Below are 18,600 nucleotides of genomic sequence, written 5' to 3'. Positions count from 1 at the left end.
TTATTAATCAGGTCATTCGATTATTAAGCTTTTCTTTGATTCACCAGAGGTAGCAACTTTTCCTTGAACATGCTAAAATAAGTGAGATGTTTATTGTGAAAGGAAACCTTCTCGTGAATAAAGACTTGATGATTGCGCAATTCCCTGAAATTGCCTTATTAAAAGATGAACCCTTATTGAACTATACGTATACAAAAACTGGTGGACCGGCAGACATTTTGGCTTTTCCCAAAACAGCAGAAGAGGCTAAACAGCTGCTTGATTATTGCCGAGAACAAGCGATTCCTTGGATCGTCTTAGGAAACGCCAGCAACTTGATCGTCCGTGATGGTGGTATTCGCGGCGTGGTGATCATGCTGTCGGAAATGAACCAAATCGTGGTAGACGGCACTTCTTTGATCGTCGATGCTGGAGCAAAGTTGATCGATACCACCTATGTCGCTTTGCATGAATCCTTGACTGGTTTTGAATTTGCCTGCGGGATTCCTGGCAGTGTCGGCGGTGCCGTCTTTATGAATGCTGGCGCTTATGATGGCGAGATCCAAGATGTCTTTGCGTCCTGCGACGTTTTGCTGGCTGATGGTCAAATCGTGACATATACCAAGGAAGAAATGGAATTTGCTTATCGGCATAGCAAATTGCAAGAGCAAAAGATGATCATTTTGAGCAGTCGCTTTGATCTAGCAAAAGGCGATCAAGAGCAAATCAAAAAGCGAATGGATGAACTGACAGAATTGCGGCAATTGAAGCAACCGCTAGAATACCCCTCTTGTGGGAGTGTCTTCAAACGCCCAGTCGGTCATTTTACCGGCAAGCTGATCCAAGATGCAGGCTTACAAGGATTGAAATGGGGCGGTGCCCAAATTTCGGAAAAACATGCGGGCTTTATCGTGAATGTCGATCAAGCAACAGCCACGGATTACGTTGAACTGATCGCTCATATCCAACAAGTCATCAAAGAAACTTTTGATGTCACCTTAGAAACAGAAGTCCGAATCATCGGCGAAGAATAGATTAGCGAAAAGATTGTCCCGCGGGGCAATCTTTTTTTCATGAGAGCTAATAAAAAGAGCTTAGGATTGTAAGCTTTCGCAGTCTTCGGTACAATAAACGAAAAGGAGTGAGCAGGATGAAAAAGTGGGGATGCGTCATTTTGTTTGTTGGGTTCGCCTTTCTTTTCGGTGGTTGTACGAAATTACCGCAAGAACAGTTTGCCGAACAGTTAACGAATCAGCAAGCAACGAATGCTGGTGAATTCCAAGCGACGATCGATACCTTTGAGATAGGCAACAGCAGCGAATACGGTCAAGAAGCCGATAGGTATGCCTCTATGTTGATGTCACAGTTAGTCGGCTCGTCATTTAAAGGGGACTTCGTCCAAGACAAGGAAACCAAAGCGATTTTACTCAATCTGGCAGTCGCTTATGGGGGGCAGGAGCTGCCGATCAAGCTGATCGTCGATCCTGAAAAACAAGAAGCGTATGTGTCAGCTGAAATCTATGAAACACTGCAAGGGTATATCAGCGCATTTGGTAGTGACAGTTATGGGACAAAACCAGACGCTGCGGAATATGAAGGCAAATACCTGCGCATCGATCAAGAAACCTTAGATTCTTACTTTGGCGAAGGAACTTTTGCAGAGGACGGCGAGGGGACGACCGAAGCAGAAAAAGCGCCTGAAAACCTCTTTACCATGAACAGTCTTTTTCATAATGAGACATTTGCAGACTATTTGAAAACCTTCGAACCGGATGCTTTCAAAAGAGATGGAGATACGATCAGCCATACGTTTACCAAAGAAGAATTGGCAGATTATGCAACCTATGCCCAAGAACACGGTGCCGATCAAAAGCAAGTCGCCGAATTAGAAACGATGCTGGAAGAAGTCGAGCAGTTTGACTTAGCTATGACCGTCAATACGAAAACAAATCAGCAGAAAATGGCTTTTCACTTCGTGCAAGCGGATGAGCTGCAAACGACTATCGGAGCTACGGTGACTTTTACAGGAAAGAAAAGTGATACAGCCGTTGCGATCCCCACAGCGGAAGAATTGATTGACCCAGAAGAATTGTTTTCTCCCTATGATTATGGCTGGGATGACAGCTATGACGATGGGTATGAGAATGATTATGATGATGAGTACTGGGATAGCTATGATGAAGCCGATGATTGGTCTTCTTATATGCTGACGGATGAGGAGTTCGAGGAACTGCTACTGCAAATCAAGCAAGAGCTGCCTTATTTGACCCAAGCAGATATCGATGATTATCTGACATTTTATGAAGAGTATTTGACCCAAGAGCAGTATCAAGAGCTTGTCGAAGCACTCCAGATGACACAAAGTTTATGAGTCACTCAAAAGGGAAGCGACCGCCTAAGTTAGCCAAAAAGCTAACTTTAGGCGGTCGCTATTTTTTTAGATACGATTTTTTTTGCGGTTCATGACTAAGCGCAAAAGGACGGTTCCAACTGCCATCGTGGCGATTCCCGCTACAATGGCTTCAGGTACACCTTGGGCGAAGATCACACCCAAAATCGCTGCATAAACAGCATTGCCAGCTTTCCCCACAACCTCCGCATATTCTTGCTGGAACAAGAAGTAGATCAAGTTCATTACCAGAATCGTATTCGTCAAACCTCCGGCAACACCAGCAATTAGTAGCGAAAGACTTTGCTGTTTGTTTTTCCAGATTTTTTGACAGCCCTTATAAACAAAGTAAGGAACGACACCAATCAAAATACGGGGAATCAGCGCTACGAGGATCGCTTTCCAACTTCCTTGATCACTCCCATAAATCGGTACGAAAGGAGAGAAGACAAAAGAAAGCGGGGTGATGATCCACGTCGAACGTACCATACTGATGATCCCAAAGGCACCGCCTAAAAAGCCACCGATCCGAGGGCCCAATACAATGGAAGCAATGATGACAGGAATGTGCATCGTTGTCGCATTGATTGGTCCTAAGGGAATAAATCCAAGAAAGGGTACCGATGCTAAAAGAATCAAGATTCCTAAAAAGAAAGCTGTTAAGACAAGTTCAAAAGTTGATATTTTTTTCATTGTTAGACACTCCGTACTTCCAAAGCAGTCAATGCTTTTTCGAGAATCGTTTCTGTTGCTGCTAATGCGCCTCTGCCGAAATCACCGCAAGCCAGTAACGCTTCACGGGGTTCAATCTCTTGGAAGCCGACTTCTTTCAAAATCCCCAAATTTCTTTGAACAATCGGGTTTTCGTACATGACGGTATTCATGGCTGGTGCAATCAAGCGGGGCACGGATAACGGCAACGCTAAGGCAACTGTTGAGATCAAATCATCGGCTAACCCATGCGCCAGCTTGCCAATACTGTTAGCACTGGCTGGGGCGAGCAAGAAAAGATCGGCTTGTTTGGCTAGTTCAATATGATTGATCCGATCTGGTTGGCGCTCTTGCATAACATCCACATGGATCGGGCGTTTGGATAATGACTGTAACGTCAAAGGCGTAATAAATTGTGTGCTATTTTGAGTCATTAAGACATCCACTGCATAGCCCTTTTTGGTTAATTCATTGGTCAGGTCGGCTGCTTTGTATGCAGAGATACTGCCGCTGACGCCAAGCAGAACGTGTTTTTGTTTCATGATTCTTTCTCCTTTTCTAAAAAAACATCTAGCTAAGCACGCAGGTCATTGCGTAATGTGTCAACGATCAAGGTTGCGATCTCAGCTTTTGTGCGACCAGTCCCGATTTGTCCTTCTTGTGTCAAAAGGTGGCCAACATGCTGGTTTCCTGAAATTTGCGTCAAGTCGTTGGCCAACACATAATCCGCTTGGCTAGCCAGCAAACTTTTTCGTGCGACCGCGAACAACTCGTCTTCCGCTACGGCTACTAATAATTTGAATCCGACTAATAAGGTTGTCGGCTGTAATGCTTTGATGGTTTGGATCACTTTCGGGGTTTTCTTCAACACTAAAAACAAATGATCCGTATTGGAAGAAACTTTGCCTGCCGTTGCTTCAGATTGTGCGAGCACGTGTGCCATCAATGCCGGAGTGACCTGGTTGTCATAAGTCGGTAGGGCATCGTTGATTGCTTCATAAAAGGCTGCTTCTGAAAAATGAGCAGCAGGGGTAAAATCACTAACTGCCATACTGTGGATCACGGCAGCATACGAATGGGTCGTCAATAAATCGGTCAATTGCCCCAACAAGTCCGTGGTCCCTTCAATGAAATGACAGGTAACTCGTGGATCGGTAGGCGGTTGCTTGGCAGTTTTCGTCGTAACGTAATCGATGGTCACCTCAGGGTACCGCAGCCATTCATTGGCAATCGCTTGACCAAGTGAACCCGTGGAATGATTCGTGATTGCACGGACATCATCGATTTTTTCGGAAGTACCGCCAGCCGTAATCAAAATTCTCATTGCCCTTGTGACACCTCAACGATCGTCCGTCCTTGGTGCGTGCCAGCTAATAAAGCTGCCAACGTTTCTGGTAAGTCTTCCAAAGTGATGGCTTTCGTGTAAAGCTGATCGATCACATTCCACTCACCCGCTAATTTCTCCCATAATGCCGTGCGGATCTCATGGGAAACATTGACTGAATCGATCCCAATTACGCGAATCCCACGCAAAATAAAGGGTAAGACAGTCGTTTCGATTTTGATCCCACCAGCATTGCCGCATAAGAAGGCACCGCCCCCATAAGCGATTTGCGGAAGCACTGCCGCAAGCAATGGACCGCCAACAGTATCGATGACCGCTGCAAACGATTGTTTTGCTAATGGTTTGACCTTTTCGGGTACCACTTCATCCGGACGGATGATTTTTGCTGCGCCTAGGTCTAACAACCATTGCGCATCGGTTTTACGAGATAGCGCCACTATATTTGTATAGCCCAGTTTTTTCAATAAGGCAATGCTGACACTGCCGACGCCACCGCTCGCACCTGTCACCAAAATCGCAGCGTCTTTTGCTAAGTGCAGCTGCTCTAATTCTTGCACCGCTAAAGCTGCTGTGAACCCAGCCGTGCCATAGGTCATACTGTCTTTCGCTGAAAAACCAGCAGAACGTTTTACGAGCCACTCGGCCGGGACCTGTTGAAATTGACTGTAACCGCCTGGGTGAGAAACCCCTAAGCCATAGCCAGTCACTAAAACTTGATCGCCTGGGGCAAAATCAGCAGACTGACTGTCCACGACTTCCCCTGCTAAATCGATTCCCGGCGTCATCGGATACGTGCGAATCACGCCGCCATTTTCATTTGCTGCCAAGGCATCTTTGTAATTAACATCTGAGTAATCAACACGGACAAGCACATCGCCTGCTGGCAGCTCGTCAAGGGTTGCAGTTGTGAGTGAAGCAGTAAAATTTGGTTCATTCATGACACGAAAGGTAGAGAAATTCGTCATTTCAGACACTCCTTTGATGGTTTGTACTCATAATACCATAAGTTTTATTTTTTTAACCAGTGAAGCAAGAAAAGGCAGGGCTTCTTATCAAAAAATCAGTAAAAACAGATCATTATTAAATCTACCTTTTCTTCGTTAAAATAGAAGATGTTCTTTTAAACCTGTGAAAAGCGAAAATGACGGGACCGCCAATCGTTTCCTTTATAGCACAAGCATTTAGCATCACTCCTTTTTTTGATTAGGGAGAAAAGAATTCAAAGAAATGAAGAAAAAAGGCTTGTGTTTTTTGCAATTATTTGTATACTAGAAAAAGTGAAATTAAACATGAAGTTTACTTATAGCAAACTTTTTTACTTGCAGTTGTGTCAATAAAAGGGGGAATGAACATGGAGATTGGCGAGAAGCTGCGCAATTTGCGCGTTCAAAAGAATTTGACCCAAGAAGAATTAGGCGAGCGGACCGATTTGACGAAAGGCTATATCTCACAGTTGGAACGTGATTTGAGTTCGCCTTCTATGGAAACTTTTTTTACGATCTTAGAAGTTTTAGGCGTGACACCAGAGGAATTTTTCCGAGAAGAAAATGCGCAGCATCAAGTGGTTTATCGCGAAGAAGACAGTACGCTTTATTATGATGAAGAAAATGGCTATGAATTGAAATGGCTGATTCCCGATTCCAATGAAAAAGAAATGGAGCCAGTCTTGCTGACTTTTGATAAAGCCGGCGAATACAAGACCTTTGAACCATCGTTAGCAGAAACATTTATCTATGTCTTAGAGGGCAGTGTGGCGTTGTCGTTAGGAGAAACGCAGTACAAGGCTCGTAAAGGCCAATCGATCTATTATCAGGCGACTGAGCCGCATCAATTAAAAAATATCGCCGGCAAAAAAAGCCGTGTGCTCGTAGTCGTGACGGATTCTTATTTATAGTACAGGAGGAAAGAGTGTGGGAAAAACAATAATTTCATTCAACAATGTGGTGAAGCGATTTGATGATGATGAAACAGTTTTGAAAAAAGTGAGTTTTGATATTGAAGAAGGTCGCTTTTATACATTGTTAGGTCCTTCAGGTTGTGGAAAAACAACTATTTTACGCATCATTGCGGGTTTTTCGGACGCAACAGAAGGCGACGTTTATTTTGATGGACAAAGAATTAATGACGTTCCTGCCAATCAACGGCAAGTGAATACTGTCTTTCAAGATTATGCCTTATTCCCACATATGAACGTTTTTGAAAATGTGGCATTTGGTCTGCGAATCAAAAAATTACCAAAAGATGAAGTGAATAAAAAAGTCTTAGAAGCGTTACGGTTAGTACAACTTCCTGGTTATGAGAATCGTGAAATCAGCGAAATGTCAGGAGGTCAACGCCAACGGGTCGCAATCGCACGAGCGATCGTCAATGAACCCAAAGTATTGCTTCTTGATGAACCATTGTCCGCATTGGACTTGAAATTGCGAACTGACATGCAATACGAGCTGCGGGAATTGCAGCAGCGACTAGGCATCACCTTTATTTTTGTCACCCATGACCAAGAAGAAGCGTTGGCCATGAGTGATGAGATTTTCGTCATGAACAAAGGGAAGATCGTCCAAAGCGGAACACCAGTGGATATCTACGATGAACCAATCAACCATTTCGTGGCGGATTTTGTCGGTGAAAGCAACATCGTCACAGGCACGATGATCGAAGACAACTTAGTGGAGTTTGTCGGCAAGCAATTTGAATGTGTCGATGGCGGGATGCGGCCGAATGAAGCCGTTGAGATCGTGATCCGTCCGGAAGATTTGAATTTGACGACGGCGGAAAAAGGCAAGCTGGTCGTTGAAGTAGACACGCAATTGTTCCGAGGCGTGCATTACGAAATCATTTGTTACGACGAACAAGGCAACGAATGGATGGTTCACTCTACAAGAAAAGCCACTGAAGGAAGCAAGATCGGGCTTTCCTTTGAACCAGAAGACATCCACGTCATGCGTTTCAATGAGTCCGAAGAAGATTTTGATGCTCGTTTAGAGAGCTACGAAGATTAGGAGGGAAAGCTAATGACGAAAATGCGTCGTTTTTATGCGATACCCTATGTCTTTTGGTTATTGCTATTTGTTATTGCACCAGTCTTATTGATCATCTACCAATCTTTTTTTGATATGAACGGCAACTTTTCGCTGGTCAATTATCAAAGCTACTTAGGTTCGGGAAAATATTTGATCATGACCTTAAACTCGGTTTGGTATGCCTTTTTGATCACCTTGATTACCTTAGTGATCAGCTACCCGACAGCGTATTTCTTAACTAAGCTGCGCCACAAAGATTTGTGGCTGCTGTTGATCATCTTACCAACGTGGGTCAACTTATTGTTAAAAGCCTATGCGTTTATTGGGATTTTCGGCATTCATGGCAGTGTCAACAACTTCCTAGAAATCATGGGGGTTGGACCAAAGCAGATTTTGTTTACTGACTTCAGCTTTTTGACGGTTGCCGTCTATATCGAACTGCCCTTTATGATCATGCCGATTTTTAATGCCTTAGAAGAAATGAATCCCTCTTTGATCAGTGCCAGTCGCGATCTAGGGGCAAACAGTTATGATACTTTCCGACGAGTGATTTTCCCTCTTTCGTTAAACGGGGTAAAAAGCGGCGTCCAAGCCGTCTTCATTCCATCGCTCTCCCTCTTCATGTTGACCCGTTTGATTGGGGGAAATCGCGTGATCACGCTTGGTACGGCGATCGAGCAGCACTTTCTCGTTACCCAAAATTGGGGCATGGGTTCGACCATCGGCGTCATTTTGATCATCGCCATGTTCCTCGTGATGTTGTTTACGGGAGAAAAGAAAAAAGGAGGGCAACGTAAATGAAAAAATTTCGCTGGTCGAATCTTTATCTGATCGTCGTCTTTATTCTTTTGTACGTGCCGATCTTTTATTTGATTTTCTATTCCTTCAATGAAGGAGGCACCATGAATGCTTTTACGGGTTTCACTTTTGAACATTACCAATCCGTCTTTCAAGATACCCGCTTGATGATCATCGTGTTGAACACCTTTATGCTGGCATTTTTATCAGCATTACTGGCAACGATCATTGGCACATTTGGTGCGATGGGCATCTACTATACCCGCAAGCGCCGAACGAGAACGGCCTTGTTGAGTTTAAATAATATTTTGCTGGTTTCACCAGATGTCATCATTGGTGCCAGCTTCTTGATTTTCTTTACGATGATCGGCAACTTGTTCCGTGGGTTTAGCTTAGGCTTTTTCAGCGTATTGCTTTCGCATATCGCCTTTAGTATCCCGATCGTGGTCTTGATGGTCTTGCCGAAATTGCAAGAGATGAACGATTCAATGATCGATGCTGCCCGTGATTTAGGCGCGAATAATTTTCAAGTCATCAAAAATATCATTTTGCCTTTCTTGACACCGGGCATCATCGCCGGCTATTTCATGGCCTTTACTTATTCACTTGATGATTTTGCCGTGACATTCTTTGTGACGGGCAATGGCTTTAGTACCTTATCAGTAGAGATCTATTCTAGAGCACGTCAAGGAATCAGTTTAGAAATCAATGCATTAAGCACACTTGTCTTCTTATTCTCCATGATTCTGGTGGTAGGCTATTACTTTATCAGTAAAGAAAACGGCGCGAAGAAATTACGTAAAAACCGCCGTGTGGAGGTGGCAAATCTGCGATGAAACGACTACAATCTCTGATTATCGGTATTGTTGCGATCGTCCTGATCTTGCTCTTTGGTGTCCGTGAATTGGAACGCACCTCTGGTATGGCAGGTGCTGAGGTCGTCAACATCTACAACTGGGGCGACTACATCGACCCTGATTTGATCAGTAAGTTTGAAGAAGAGACTGGCTACAAAGTCAATTATGAAACCTTTGACTCAAATGAAGCGATGTTCACGAAGATCCAACAAGGCGGTACGTCTTATGACATCGCCATACCGAGTGAATACATGATTGAGAAAATGATGGAACAAAATCTTTTAAAACCATTGGATCACAGCAAAATCAAAGGGCTAGACAATATCGACCCTCGCTTTTTGGACCTGAGTTTTGATCCTGGCAATCAATATTCGATCCCTTATTTCTGGGGAACACTGGGGATCGTCTATAACGATAAGTTCTTTGATGAAGGTGAAATCACCCAATGGGACGATCTTTGGAAACCCGAATTAGCAAATAGCATCATGCTGATCGATGGCGCGCGTGAAGTAATGGGATTAGGTTTGGACAGCTTAGGCTATTCTCTTAACAGCAAAGACGATGATCAGCTGCAAGAGGCATTCAATAAGCTGCGGACCATGACTCCAAATATCAAAGCCATTGTCGCAGATGAAATCAAGATGTACATGGCAAATGAAGAAGCATCGGTTGCGGTCACATTTTCTGGGGAAGCAGCCGACATGATGTACGAGAACGAGCACATTCATTACGTGATCCCTTCAGAAGGCTCCAACTTGTGGTTCGATAATATGGTCATTCCTAAGACCTCACAAAACGAAGCCGGCGCCTACGCCTTCTTGAACTTTATGCTGGAACCCGAGAACGCTGCACAAAACGCAGAATACATCGGCTATTCCACACCTAACCAAGCAGCCATGGCATTACTGCCAGACGAGATCACCGAAGACGAACAATTCTATCCATCCGATGAATTGATGGAACACCTCGAAGTCTATGAAAACTTAGGTGCTGAGTATCTGGGCATCTATAATGATTTGTTCTTGGAATTGAAGATGTATCGGAAATAAGCAAACTGCCATTAAGCAGGGAATGGATCCTGTTTAATGGCAGTTTTTTAGTAATGAATAGTCTATTTCAGCACTATACGAATATAATCATCAAAAAATTAAGTGTCTATTGATCCAAATCATTGGTAAAATATCTTCATTCAAGTTCTATTCCGCAATACTGCTTCCTCCTCCCAAGTTGCCGGATTCAATGGATCGTTAGAAGCTGTTTTCTGGTTGATGAGCTCTTGATAGGTATTGCTTTTCTTTTCTAAATAAGCGACTCGTTTTTGCGCTTCTGTAAGTTTAACGAGCGCTTTTTCTTTTTGCGATTGAATGATGTCGGCTCTTTCTTTGATCGTCGAATCGCCAAGGAGGCAAAGCGAAATATAATGCTTAATGGCTTCTAAAGACATGCCTGTTTCGCGCAAATTCTTGATACCAGTTAACCAATTGATGGAAGTCTGATTAAAAACCCGTCTGTTGTTTTTGTCCCTGATCAAACTAGGAACCAAACCCATATCGGTATAATAGCGAATCGTGTGTTCAGACAATTCAGTGATCGTGGCTGCTTCTTTGATAGAGTAAATGTTGGTCACGCCTTTCATAATTTGCTGAAGTCAAGCAAGTCGTTTGAACGTATTAGTAAAAACTGTTGTAGATCATTTTCTTTTTATATCGCGTATTATAGCACAGATAATTTTGTGGAGAAAAGTAGCTTCCTATTTGAGAGCCTCAAAAAGACAAAAGGTGGAAGAAAAATGATTGTTAGAAACTCCTTGACTTCGAGTGACTCGAAGATGCTAAAGTTTAGCTAGCTTAACGAGTGCATAAGGTATCGATGAAGGAGGGAATTGTAATATGAAGAATAGAAAAATCAGAAGTTTAGCAGTTTCGCCAATCGGAATGGGGTGTATGGGGTTTTCTCACGGATATGGAAAGGTGCCAGAAGAAAAAGAGAGTATTGCATCTATTCGCAAAGCTTACGAATTTGGCTGTACATTTTTTGATACAGCAGAAGCTTATGGAAAAGAAATGTTTTATTCTGGACATAATGAGGAGTTGGTGGGTAAAGCACTGTCGCCTTTTCGAAACAAAGTTGTTCTTGCCACCAAGTATCATCTCGACGAAAAAGAAGTGAATGAAAGCACAACTCTTTACACAGCCATCCGTAACCATTTGATTGCTTCAATGGAAAAATTGCGCACCGATTATGTTGATCTCTATTATCTTCATCGAATCAATGAACAGCTTTCTTTAGAAGAAATAGCTGATGTGATGGGACGATTGATCAAAGAAGGTATGATCAGAGAATGGGGACTCTCACAAGTTTCCGTGGAGACACTTGCTAAAGCACATGGGATTACCCCCGTTGGTGCTGTGCAAAATCTCTATTCAATGGTTGAGCGTGATTGTGAGCGAGAGATTTTCCCCTATTGTCTTGAGAACGAGATCGCCGTCGTTCCTTTTTCACCAATCGCTAGTGGGTTTTTATCTGGAAAAGTCACACCAGATACATCCTTTGAAGGGGATGATGTTCGCAAATTCGTCCCTCAGCTGGCTAAAGAAAACCTCGTAGCCAATCAACCGATTTTAAATATGCTAGCAGAAGTCGCTCAAGCAAAGCAGTCGACAAATGCCCAAATTTCATTGGCGTGGATGCTTCACAAGTACCCGAATGCAGTGCCGATTCCTGGATCAAAAAATCGAGGCAGGATTTTGGAAAATCTAGCTGCTTGGGATGTACAGCTTACAGATACCGAGTTTCAAGTAATTGAAAACCAATTGAATCAAATACCTGTATATGGCCATCGAGGACATGTCGAATCACAACAACAATCTTTCGGAAAACAGTGGGACAAACACTAAATAAAGAAAAAGTTGGAAAAGCAGACTGCATGACAAATGTAGTCTGTTTTTTTGCGTATAGTTCATTAACAGAAATTTTTGCCATCTTACTTCTCGCAATAAATGATTCTTGTTTCACCCACTAAAAAAGCTGATCAAAATATTGCGCGATGCTTAAAAAAGAATTATGATGTGCTTATCTATTATATCTATCAAGATCCTTTTATTGCTTGGAATTATACGAAGCAACGTGAAAAAATAGAAGGACGCTTTGTTCCTAAAGAACATTTTATAAATGCTTTTTTTCAATCAAGATATAACTTGATTAAAATGAAGGAATTGTATAAAGAAAATGTGACCGTTAATATTTTTATAAAAGATTTTCAGAATCGCCATTCTCATACGTTGATGGCAGTTGACAATGTATCGTTCGCTTTGCCATTAACATACACAAAGGAAGAATTGGAGGAGAAGCTCAATGACTGAGAAAGAAAAAGTAGAAACAATCATGATACAATATCATCGAAACTTCTCGATCTTACAGAAAAAGGCAACGCCTAGCGAATTGAAAACAGTTTTAAACTTTGTTGCAGAAGAATCGAACCGTAAACAGCGAGTGCTTGTTGGCTTAGAGAAAGAAGAATAAGTGGTCAATGAAAAAATTTAGGTTTCTTAAGAATGACCATTGAACAAGTAAAACCCGAGATAAGAAGCAAGCGCTTCTTATCTTTTTTTGTATCATTATGGCGGGCACGCAGTAAAGATAGGATCAAAATAGAATAAATTCACAAAAAGTGCTTGACCTAAAGTCAGCTCTAGGTGGTATCTTTTTAGATAGAAGAAATGAGCAGCGATTGTTGAAACTCAGAAAAATTACGATTTCCCTTTAGGATAACTTGCTATTTCTCGGTTTGACAGGAATTCTAAAAAGAGCGTCTAGCTCCGATGGCCACGTTTTTCATTCTAGAGAACGATCCACTCATTTCGATTTCGTGTCTTTTTCCTTGTGAGTAAACACACGAAACATTCAAACATTTCTACAGGAGGTACGTACATGTTATTAGAAAAAATCAAAAGCCCCAAAGAGTTAAAAGAATTGACCAGTGGGCAACTTCAAGAACTGGTAGTAGAAGCACGAACTGCTTTATTGGAAAAAATCAGTCACCATGGGGGGCACAATGGCCCCAATCTGGGGATGGTTGAGATGACGATTGCGTTGCATAAAGTCTTTGATTCCCCCACAGATAAGCTGATTTTTGATGTGTCCCATCAGACCTATATCCATAAAATGTTGACGGGACGCGCCCATGCCTTTCTTGATGCTGCGCAGTATGGTGCGGTTTCTGGTTACACGAATCCGAAAGAAAGCGAGCACGATCTCTTTACGGTCGGTCATACCTCCACCTCAGTTTCGTTGGCAAATGGTGTGGCGAAAGCCCGTGACCTAAAAAATGAAACGTATAACGTCGTTGCCGTGATTGGTGATGGTTCTCTATCAGGCGGGTTAGCGTTTGAAGGCTTGAACAATATCGTGGAATTAGGCACCAATACCATCGTGATCCTCAATGACAATGACCAATCGATCGCAGAAAACCATGGGGGGATGTATCAGAATTTGCGGGCATTGCGGGAAACAAAGGGGCAAGTAGCAGACAATCTGTTCAAAGCGATTGGTTTTGAGTACCACTATTTAGATGAAGGAAATGACCTCGCTGCACTGATCGCTTTATTTGAAAAAGTGAAAGATGTTGATCATCCTGTTTTATTACACATTCATACGATCAAAGGCAAAGGCTTCAAGTTTGCGGAAGAAAATCGTGAAAAGTTTCATGCAGGCGGTCCCTTTCATTTAGAAACCGGCGAATATATTTCTATTGGCGGCAATCAAGTAACGTACAATAGCTTAACGACGGATTATTTATTAGAAAAAATGGCGTCAGATCCTAAAGTCGTGGCAGTAAACGCTGGTACACCGATGCTGCTTTTTTCTCCGGAACAAAGAGAAAAAGCAGGCAAACAATTTGTAGATGTAGGTATTGCAGAAGAACATGCGGTATCGATGGTTGCTGGGTTAGCAAAAAATGGAGCAAAACCTGTCTGGGCCGTTTTTTCTACCTTTATGCAACGTAGTTTTGATCAAATTTCCCATGATTTGGCCTTAAATCATCTGCCTGGAACGATTCTGGTATATGGTGCATCGATTTACGGCATGAATGACGAGAGCCATTTGGGAATTTTTGATATTCCATTTTTGGCACATATTCCCAACCTTATTTATCTTGCGCCAACCTCTAAAGAAGAATATCTGGCAATGTTGGATTGGTCGCTGGAACAAACCAGCGCACCAGTTGCGATCCGGGTACCGGTTGGACCTGTCAACGAAATGGCAGTGACAGTCTCTACTGACTACAGTGATCAAAAAAATGAAGTGACTCAAGCTGGCACGCAGGTAGCCATCGTCGGTGTTGGGAACTTTTATGCGCTAGCGGAAGAGATCGCAGAACAATTGAAAATGCAACATGGAATTACGCCAACGGTGATCAATCCTAAGTTTATTTCAGGGGTCGACAAAGAGTTGTTGGATGCTGTGGCACGATCGCACAAACTCGTTGTCACGTTGGAAGATGGCATACGAGAGGGTGGCTATGGACAAATGATTGCCAGCTACCTGGGTGATCGTGAGATTGTCGTCAAAAACTATGGCTTAGAAAAGAAATTTTATGATAATTACCGGGCAGCGGACGTTTTATCTGAACTTGGTATCACCGTTGAGACAATTACGAAAGACGTTATGGAACAGTTACAGCAATCAATTCACTAAAGCATTCTGAGTAGTTACAGTCGATTTATGAAAAGAAGGAAACCTTGCAGAAAACATACTGCAAGGTTTCTTTTTTTAGACAAACATAAATGAGTTCCAGCAATCGCCATAGAAACCCAGTAAAATACAGAAGACCAATGCTTTTCAAGCATAAAGCCCAAGCGCGTTAAGCATTGGTCAACGAGGACAATCTAGCGAATAATAAGGTAGTGAAAGGATCACTTTGTCATCTTGGACTATTGGGTTCAGAGACAAGGAAGAAAAGGTGTTTTTAAGGAAAGGGGTATTTATGAAATTTTTTTCTATGAAGTTGTTGGCACTGCTGTCGGTGGCAATGGTTGTCTATTCGGCACCGGCGATTTCTGCCAATGTCCCAGCGATTGCGGCAAGCTTTCCAGAAGTTGATGCGGTCTACATTGGGTTACTGACCACGATTCCATCATTGTTTCTTTTACTGGGGATTTTTACTACCAGCATGATCGAAAAAAGGATCGGCAAAAAATACACGATGGTCACCGGCTTGGTCATTGTGGCGGTTTTTGGCACGCTGCCGGCATGGTATCAGGGGAGCTTTCCCGTCTTGTTTCTTTCTCGAGGGATTCTTGGCTTCGGGATCGGCTTATTCAATCGTTTGGCGATTCAAATGATTAGTTTGCTGTTTCAAAATGAGCCGCAAAAGAAAGCCAAAGCTCTTGGATTAGAAAGTGCCGTCGGTGGTTTAGGTGGTATCTTTATGACTTTGCTGGTTGGACAGCTAGTGAAAATCAGTTGGGAAATGTCCTTCTTGGTTTATGGCTTTGCCCTGATCAGTCTCTTCTTTGTCCAGCTGTTTATTCCAAACGAAACACAGGCTGTGACTAATGAGACGTTATTGGCGAACGTCACGGTTTCAAAAGAACGGAAACAGCGATCATTCGTTCTGGGTGTGCTCTTGTTTCTAATCGTTGTCTTATTTATTAATTACAATTTACAGATCACACCATTGTTATTGGAAAAAGGAATCGGGGACGCCACTGAAGGCAGTAACATGATTGCCGCCATTGCGACGGGAGCATTTATCGCCGGCAATGCCTTTGGCTTGATATACAGTCGCCTACATCGCTGGTTGCTGCCCATTGCGGCATTGCTTGCAGGAAGCAGCATCTATTTGACTTATCCATTGCAGACAGTGGGGCTACTCTTGGGTTGTTCTTTATTATTAGGCTTTGCCTTTCGCAGCATCATGCCTTTTTTCACCCACTTGCTGACGACTGGTGGTGAAGCAGAAGCTAAGTTTGGCACGATCGTCTCGATCGTTGCTTACAATTTAGGGGTCACGCTCGCACCCTATGCATCACGCTTGCTGATACTAGTCAGCGGCAATGAAACAGCAGGGATGCAGATGATCTTATCAGGGGGCATGCTATGTCTGATTGGTATGATCGCCCTTTTGGGAAATAAATTCTTTTTGTATTTTGAACGAGGGTAGGCATACGCTGGCGTGCTCCACGCTTTTCTGTCTTCAATTCATCACTTTCAGTGCTTTTAGATAGAAAGAAACGTGAATGAATGGGACGTGTAAAACTAACAGCAGCAATCAGAAGGGAGAACCAGATGTATCTTTTTCAAAAAATTGAAGAAGCAGCGTTTAAACAAAATGATGCAAGAAGGACGATCGGTGATTTTTTACTAGGCAATCGGGAAAAAGTCAGTGAGTATACTATGGAAGAAATCGCAAAACTGACCCATACCTCAAAGCCGACGTTAGTCCGTTTTGCAAAATATTTTGGCTTTTCCGGTTGGAAAGAATTTGTGTATGCCTTCGTGCATGAACTGGCACACTTTGATGATGGCTCAGCAACGATCGATGTGAATATCCCTTTTGGTGAGGCGGCAGACACATTAGAAATCATTGAAAACTTGGCGAACTTACGCATGCAGACGATTAAAGAAACAGCGGCACTTATGACGGTAAAAGACCTGAATCAAGCCGCTCGACTCATCAATGGCGCTCAAAACGTTGTCATCTATGGGCGTAGTCCAAATTCGTATTTCGGGCAGCTGTTTAAACGCAACTTAAACACGATTCATAAAAAAGCCTTTGTTGCGGATACGGACGAAGCGGGCTTGATTTCCCAAACGCTGACCCCGCAGGATTGTGCCATTCTTATCTCTTATTCTGGCAATAATTCAGAGACCTATCCTATGAAAAATGTGAAAACATTGCTGAAAAATGGTGTGCCAATTATCAGTCTTACGAGTGGTGGGGACAACTATTTGCGGGACTATTCGACGATCGTCTTGACGATTGCTAGCCGAGAAAAACTATATTCTAAAATCGGAAATTTTTCCACAGAAGAATCGATTCAATTCCTTTTGACGGTTTTGTTTGCTCAGATTTTTTCCCTCGATTATCAGGAGAATATCCAAATGAAAATCAGCAACGCTCGTTATTTAGAAACGAGTCGAAGAACGACGTTTAAAGAGATGGCAGAAGAATAAAAGGACCACACCAAAAACGGTGTGGTCCTTTTTCCCTATTCTAAATTGTTGGAAGTGGTTGATTTCAATTCGATCGGCTCACCGGCAGCAACTAGACGAATCCGTTTCGGATTGACGATCCGATCGTACAAAGCTTCAGGGTCCCCATTAAAAGCATCGATATGCGGAGCATCCACTGTTCCCCAATGGGAGAGGATCAATTCAGCATGAGGATAGGTATTTGCCAGTTTCACGGCGTTCTCAAAGCCGATATGCCAAGCGTTGTCGTTAAAGTCAAATAAGATCGCATCTGGTTGAGGCATCTCTAATTGTTCTGGTAAAAGACGAGAATCGCCAGGAATCCACAAGGAACCATCCGGAGTATCGATCCAAAAGCCGCAATAGTCCTCAATTTGGAAGACACGGTCAAATTTTGTCGTCTCATTTTGCCAAAGGTGATACGCCTTTGTTAAAGAAATCTCCAAATTTTTAACGATGAATGAATCATAGATTTCGTGACCTTGGGCAGCAACTTGAAAGTGCTCTTGCATAAGTTCGGCAACATATTTGGGTCCATGGAAGCTATCGGTAATCGGGACTAATTTTTCAATCGTCGGAATGCCGTAGTGATCATTATCTGAATGGGTGATCAATACCGCATCTAAGTGAGGGACTGCCGCCGGTTTGATTGGCAGATCGATCAGTAACGGCAGGTCAAATCCTTCTAAGACCGGATCGACCATGATACATGTACCACGGCTGTTTAGAAGAATACCGGAGTTTCCTAACCAGCGAATGATCGTTTGATCTGTTTTTTGAAAAGCTTCTTCATGAAAGAAAATCGTTTTTGGGGGTATTGCTTGTTTCGCGTTTGTCATGTTTCTTCGTTCCCTTCGCCTGTTTTTTATAAATCCAACCCAGAATAGCCGTTCATAACAGGCTAGACCAAATCGTTGATTCAGTAAGGATTGCTTCAATGGTTGGGGGAAGAAGCAGTGGTTTGATCCGTTGTTGCGGGATCATCGGGGCGCTCTTTTTCGGTTGGTGGATCCATTACGTTGAAAAAGCCTATTATGATCGCGATAAATCAAAAGTAACACAATCATCTAGTAAATTATATCATTGTTTCTAGTGGCTTCGTCAAGGCGATGTTTGGTCTTTTAATGGAATGGATTTCGAAAAAAGAGCGGTTTTTAATGAAAAGATGAAATCCATTTCGTCTTTAGGAAAATATATTGGAAACGCTCTCTATAAATGGTACATTGCTGGCAGAAAGAACAGTATGTTATACCGGTAAGCACATACAACATAGATTTTCTTTGAAATTTATTTAGGGGTGGAATG

Annotated in this window: 20 protein-coding genes; 14 read left to right on the top strand and 6 right to left on the bottom strand. The window is 42.8% G+C overall.

Features of this window, described 5'->3' with window-relative positions:
* Nucleotides 1-128: 128 nt before the first annotated feature.
* Entirely contained in the window at nt 129-1,013 is an 885-nt protein-coding gene (murB, locus tag IGJ12_RS13175; protein ID WP_375137363.1) for a UDP-N-acetylmuramate dehydrogenase, read from the top strand.
* A 116-nt stretch (nt 1,014-1,129) separates the two neighbouring features.
* On the top strand, nt 1,130-2,350 hold the full coding sequence (locus tag IGJ12_RS13170; protein ID WP_008380714.1) for a hypothetical protein: 1,221 nt from the start codon (nt 1,130-1,132) through the stop codon (nt 2,348-2,350).
* 66 nt (nt 2,351-2,416) lie between these two features.
* Here IGJ12_RS13170 and IGJ12_RS13165 read toward each other — a convergent pair whose 3' ends face one another.
* Genes IGJ12_RS13165 through IGJ12_RS13150 form a run of 4 tightly spaced genes read right to left on the bottom strand, consistent with a single transcriptional unit; the run spans nt 2,417 to nt 5,389 of the window.
* A complete protein-coding gene (locus IGJ12_RS13165; RefSeq protein ID WP_005228527.1) occupies nt 2,417-3,061 on the bottom strand; it encodes an ECF transporter S component in 645 nt (214 codons plus the stop codon).
* 2 nt (nt 3,062-3,063) lie between these two features.
* Nucleotides 3,064-3,621: a phosphopantothenoylcysteine decarboxylase gene (gene coaC / locus IGJ12_RS13160; RefSeq protein ID WP_008380717.1), complete on the bottom strand. Its 558-nt coding sequence runs from the start codon at nt 3,619-3,621 to the stop codon at nt 3,064-3,066.
* 32 nt (nt 3,622-3,653) lie between these two features.
* Nucleotides 3,654-4,403 carry a phosphopantothenate--cysteine ligase gene (gene coaB / locus IGJ12_RS13155; protein ID WP_008380720.1) on the bottom strand — a complete coding sequence of 250 codons (750 nt, stop codon included), beginning with the start codon at nt 4,401-4,403 and terminating at the stop codon, nt 3,654-3,656.
* Entirely contained in the window at nt 4,400-5,389 is a 990-nt protein-coding gene (locus IGJ12_RS13150) for an acryloyl-CoA reductase (protein ID WP_008380723.1), read from the bottom strand. Before IGJ12_RS13150 ends, coaB begins: the two co-directional genes overlap by 4 nt.
* A 386-nt stretch (nt 5,390-5,775) precedes the next feature.
* Here IGJ12_RS13150 and IGJ12_RS13145 point away from each other — a divergent pair, with 386 nt between their 5' ends.
* The 5 genes from IGJ12_RS13145 to IGJ12_RS13125 are packed head-to-tail and all read left to right on the top strand — an operon-like array spanning nt 5,776 to nt 10,148.
* Nucleotides 5,776-6,318: a helix-turn-helix domain-containing protein gene (locus IGJ12_RS13145; RefSeq protein ID WP_008380724.1), complete on the top strand. Its 543-nt coding sequence runs from the start codon at nt 5,776-5,778 to the stop codon at nt 6,316-6,318.
* A 16-nt stretch (nt 6,319-6,334) separates the two neighbouring features.
* The gene (locus IGJ12_RS13140; protein WP_005228533.1) at nt 6,335-7,423 is read left to right on the top strand and encodes an ABC transporter ATP-binding protein; all 1,089 of its coding nucleotides are present in this window, start codon (nt 6,335-6,337) and stop codon (nt 7,421-7,423) included.
* A gap of 12 nt (nt 7,424-7,435) precedes the next feature.
* Nucleotides 7,436-8,245: an ABC transporter permease gene (locus IGJ12_RS13135; protein ID WP_005234157.1), complete on the top strand. Its 810-nt coding sequence runs from the start codon at nt 7,436-7,438 to the stop codon at nt 8,243-8,245.
* Nucleotides 8,242-9,078 carry an ABC transporter permease gene (locus IGJ12_RS13130; RefSeq protein ID WP_005228535.1) on the top strand — a complete coding sequence of 279 codons (837 nt, stop codon included), beginning with the start codon at nt 8,242-8,244 and terminating at the stop codon, nt 9,076-9,078. Before IGJ12_RS13135 ends, IGJ12_RS13130 begins: the two co-directional genes overlap by 4 nt.
* Entirely contained in the window at nt 9,075-10,148 is a 1,074-nt protein-coding gene (locus IGJ12_RS13125) for an ABC transporter substrate-binding protein (RefSeq protein ID WP_194199245.1), read from the top strand. The genes IGJ12_RS13130 and IGJ12_RS13125 overlap by 4 nt, the downstream gene beginning before the upstream one ends.
* 140 nt (nt 10,149-10,288) lie before the next feature.
* On the opposite strand, the gene IGJ12_RS13120 is transcribed toward IGJ12_RS13125, so the two are convergent.
* A complete protein-coding gene (locus IGJ12_RS13120) occupies nt 10,289-10,735 on the bottom strand; it encodes a MerR family transcriptional regulator (protein WP_016612709.1) in 447 nt (148 codons plus the stop codon).
* Nucleotides 10,736-10,988: 253 nt separating this feature from the next.
* Here IGJ12_RS13120 and IGJ12_RS13115 point away from each other — a divergent pair, with 253 nt between their 5' ends.
* From IGJ12_RS13115 to IGJ12_RS13090, 6 genes are all read left to right on the top strand, one after another.
* A complete protein-coding gene (locus IGJ12_RS13115; protein ID WP_086316509.1) occupies nt 10,989-11,996 on the top strand; it encodes an aldo/keto reductase in 1,008 nt (335 codons plus the stop codon).
* A 171-nt stretch (nt 11,997-12,167) separates the two neighbouring features.
* Nucleotides 12,168-12,461, top strand: coding sequence for a zeta toxin family protein (locus IGJ12_RS13110; protein ID WP_231472762.1), 294 nt, complete (start codon nt 12,168-12,170; stop codon nt 12,459-12,461).
* The gene (locus tag IGJ12_RS13105) at nt 12,454-12,621 is read left to right on the top strand and encodes a hypothetical protein (protein ID WP_086316508.1); all 168 of its coding nucleotides are present in this window, start codon (nt 12,454-12,456) and stop codon (nt 12,619-12,621) included. Before IGJ12_RS13110 ends, IGJ12_RS13105 begins: the two co-directional genes overlap by 8 nt.
* A 408-nt stretch (nt 12,622-13,029) precedes the next feature.
* Nucleotides 13,030-14,796 carry a 1-deoxy-D-xylulose-5-phosphate synthase gene (locus IGJ12_RS13100; protein ID WP_430619111.1) on the top strand — a complete coding sequence of 589 codons (1,767 nt, stop codon included), beginning with the start codon at nt 13,030-13,032 and terminating at the stop codon, nt 14,794-14,796.
* A gap of 289 nt (nt 14,797-15,085) precedes the next feature.
* The gene (locus IGJ12_RS13095) at nt 15,086-16,264 is read left to right on the top strand and encodes an MFS transporter (RefSeq protein WP_034872112.1); all 1,179 of its coding nucleotides are present in this window, start codon (nt 15,086-15,088) and stop codon (nt 16,262-16,264) included.
* Nucleotides 16,265-16,389: 125 nt separating this feature from the next.
* On the top strand, nt 16,390-17,277 hold the full coding sequence (locus IGJ12_RS13090) for a MurR/RpiR family transcriptional regulator (protein ID WP_008380734.1): 888 nt from the start codon (nt 16,390-16,392) through the stop codon (nt 17,275-17,277).
* Between the two features lie 35 nt (nt 17,278-17,312).
* Here the strand turns inward: IGJ12_RS13090 and IGJ12_RS13085 are convergent, their stop codons facing one another.
* Nucleotides 17,313-18,134 carry an MBL fold metallo-hydrolase gene (locus IGJ12_RS13085; protein ID WP_430619110.1) on the bottom strand — a complete coding sequence of 274 codons (822 nt, stop codon included), beginning with the start codon at nt 18,132-18,134 and terminating at the stop codon, nt 17,313-17,315.
* Between the two features lie 98 nt (nt 18,135-18,232).
* On the opposite strand from IGJ12_RS13085, the gene IGJ12_RS13080 reads away from it, so the two are divergent.
* Entirely contained in the window at nt 18,233-18,388 is a 156-nt protein-coding gene (locus tag IGJ12_RS13080; protein WP_430619109.1) for a hypothetical protein, read from the top strand.
* The last annotated feature ends 212 nt before the right edge of the window (nt 18,389-18,600 follow it).

This window comes from Enterococcus sp. DIV0802b (assembly GCF_050543535.1).
Classification (GTDB): domain Bacteria; phylum Bacillota; class Bacilli; order Lactobacillales; family Enterococcaceae; genus Enterococcus_D; species Enterococcus_D entomosocium.
This window is presented reverse-complemented; position numbering and strand designations above follow the sequence as displayed.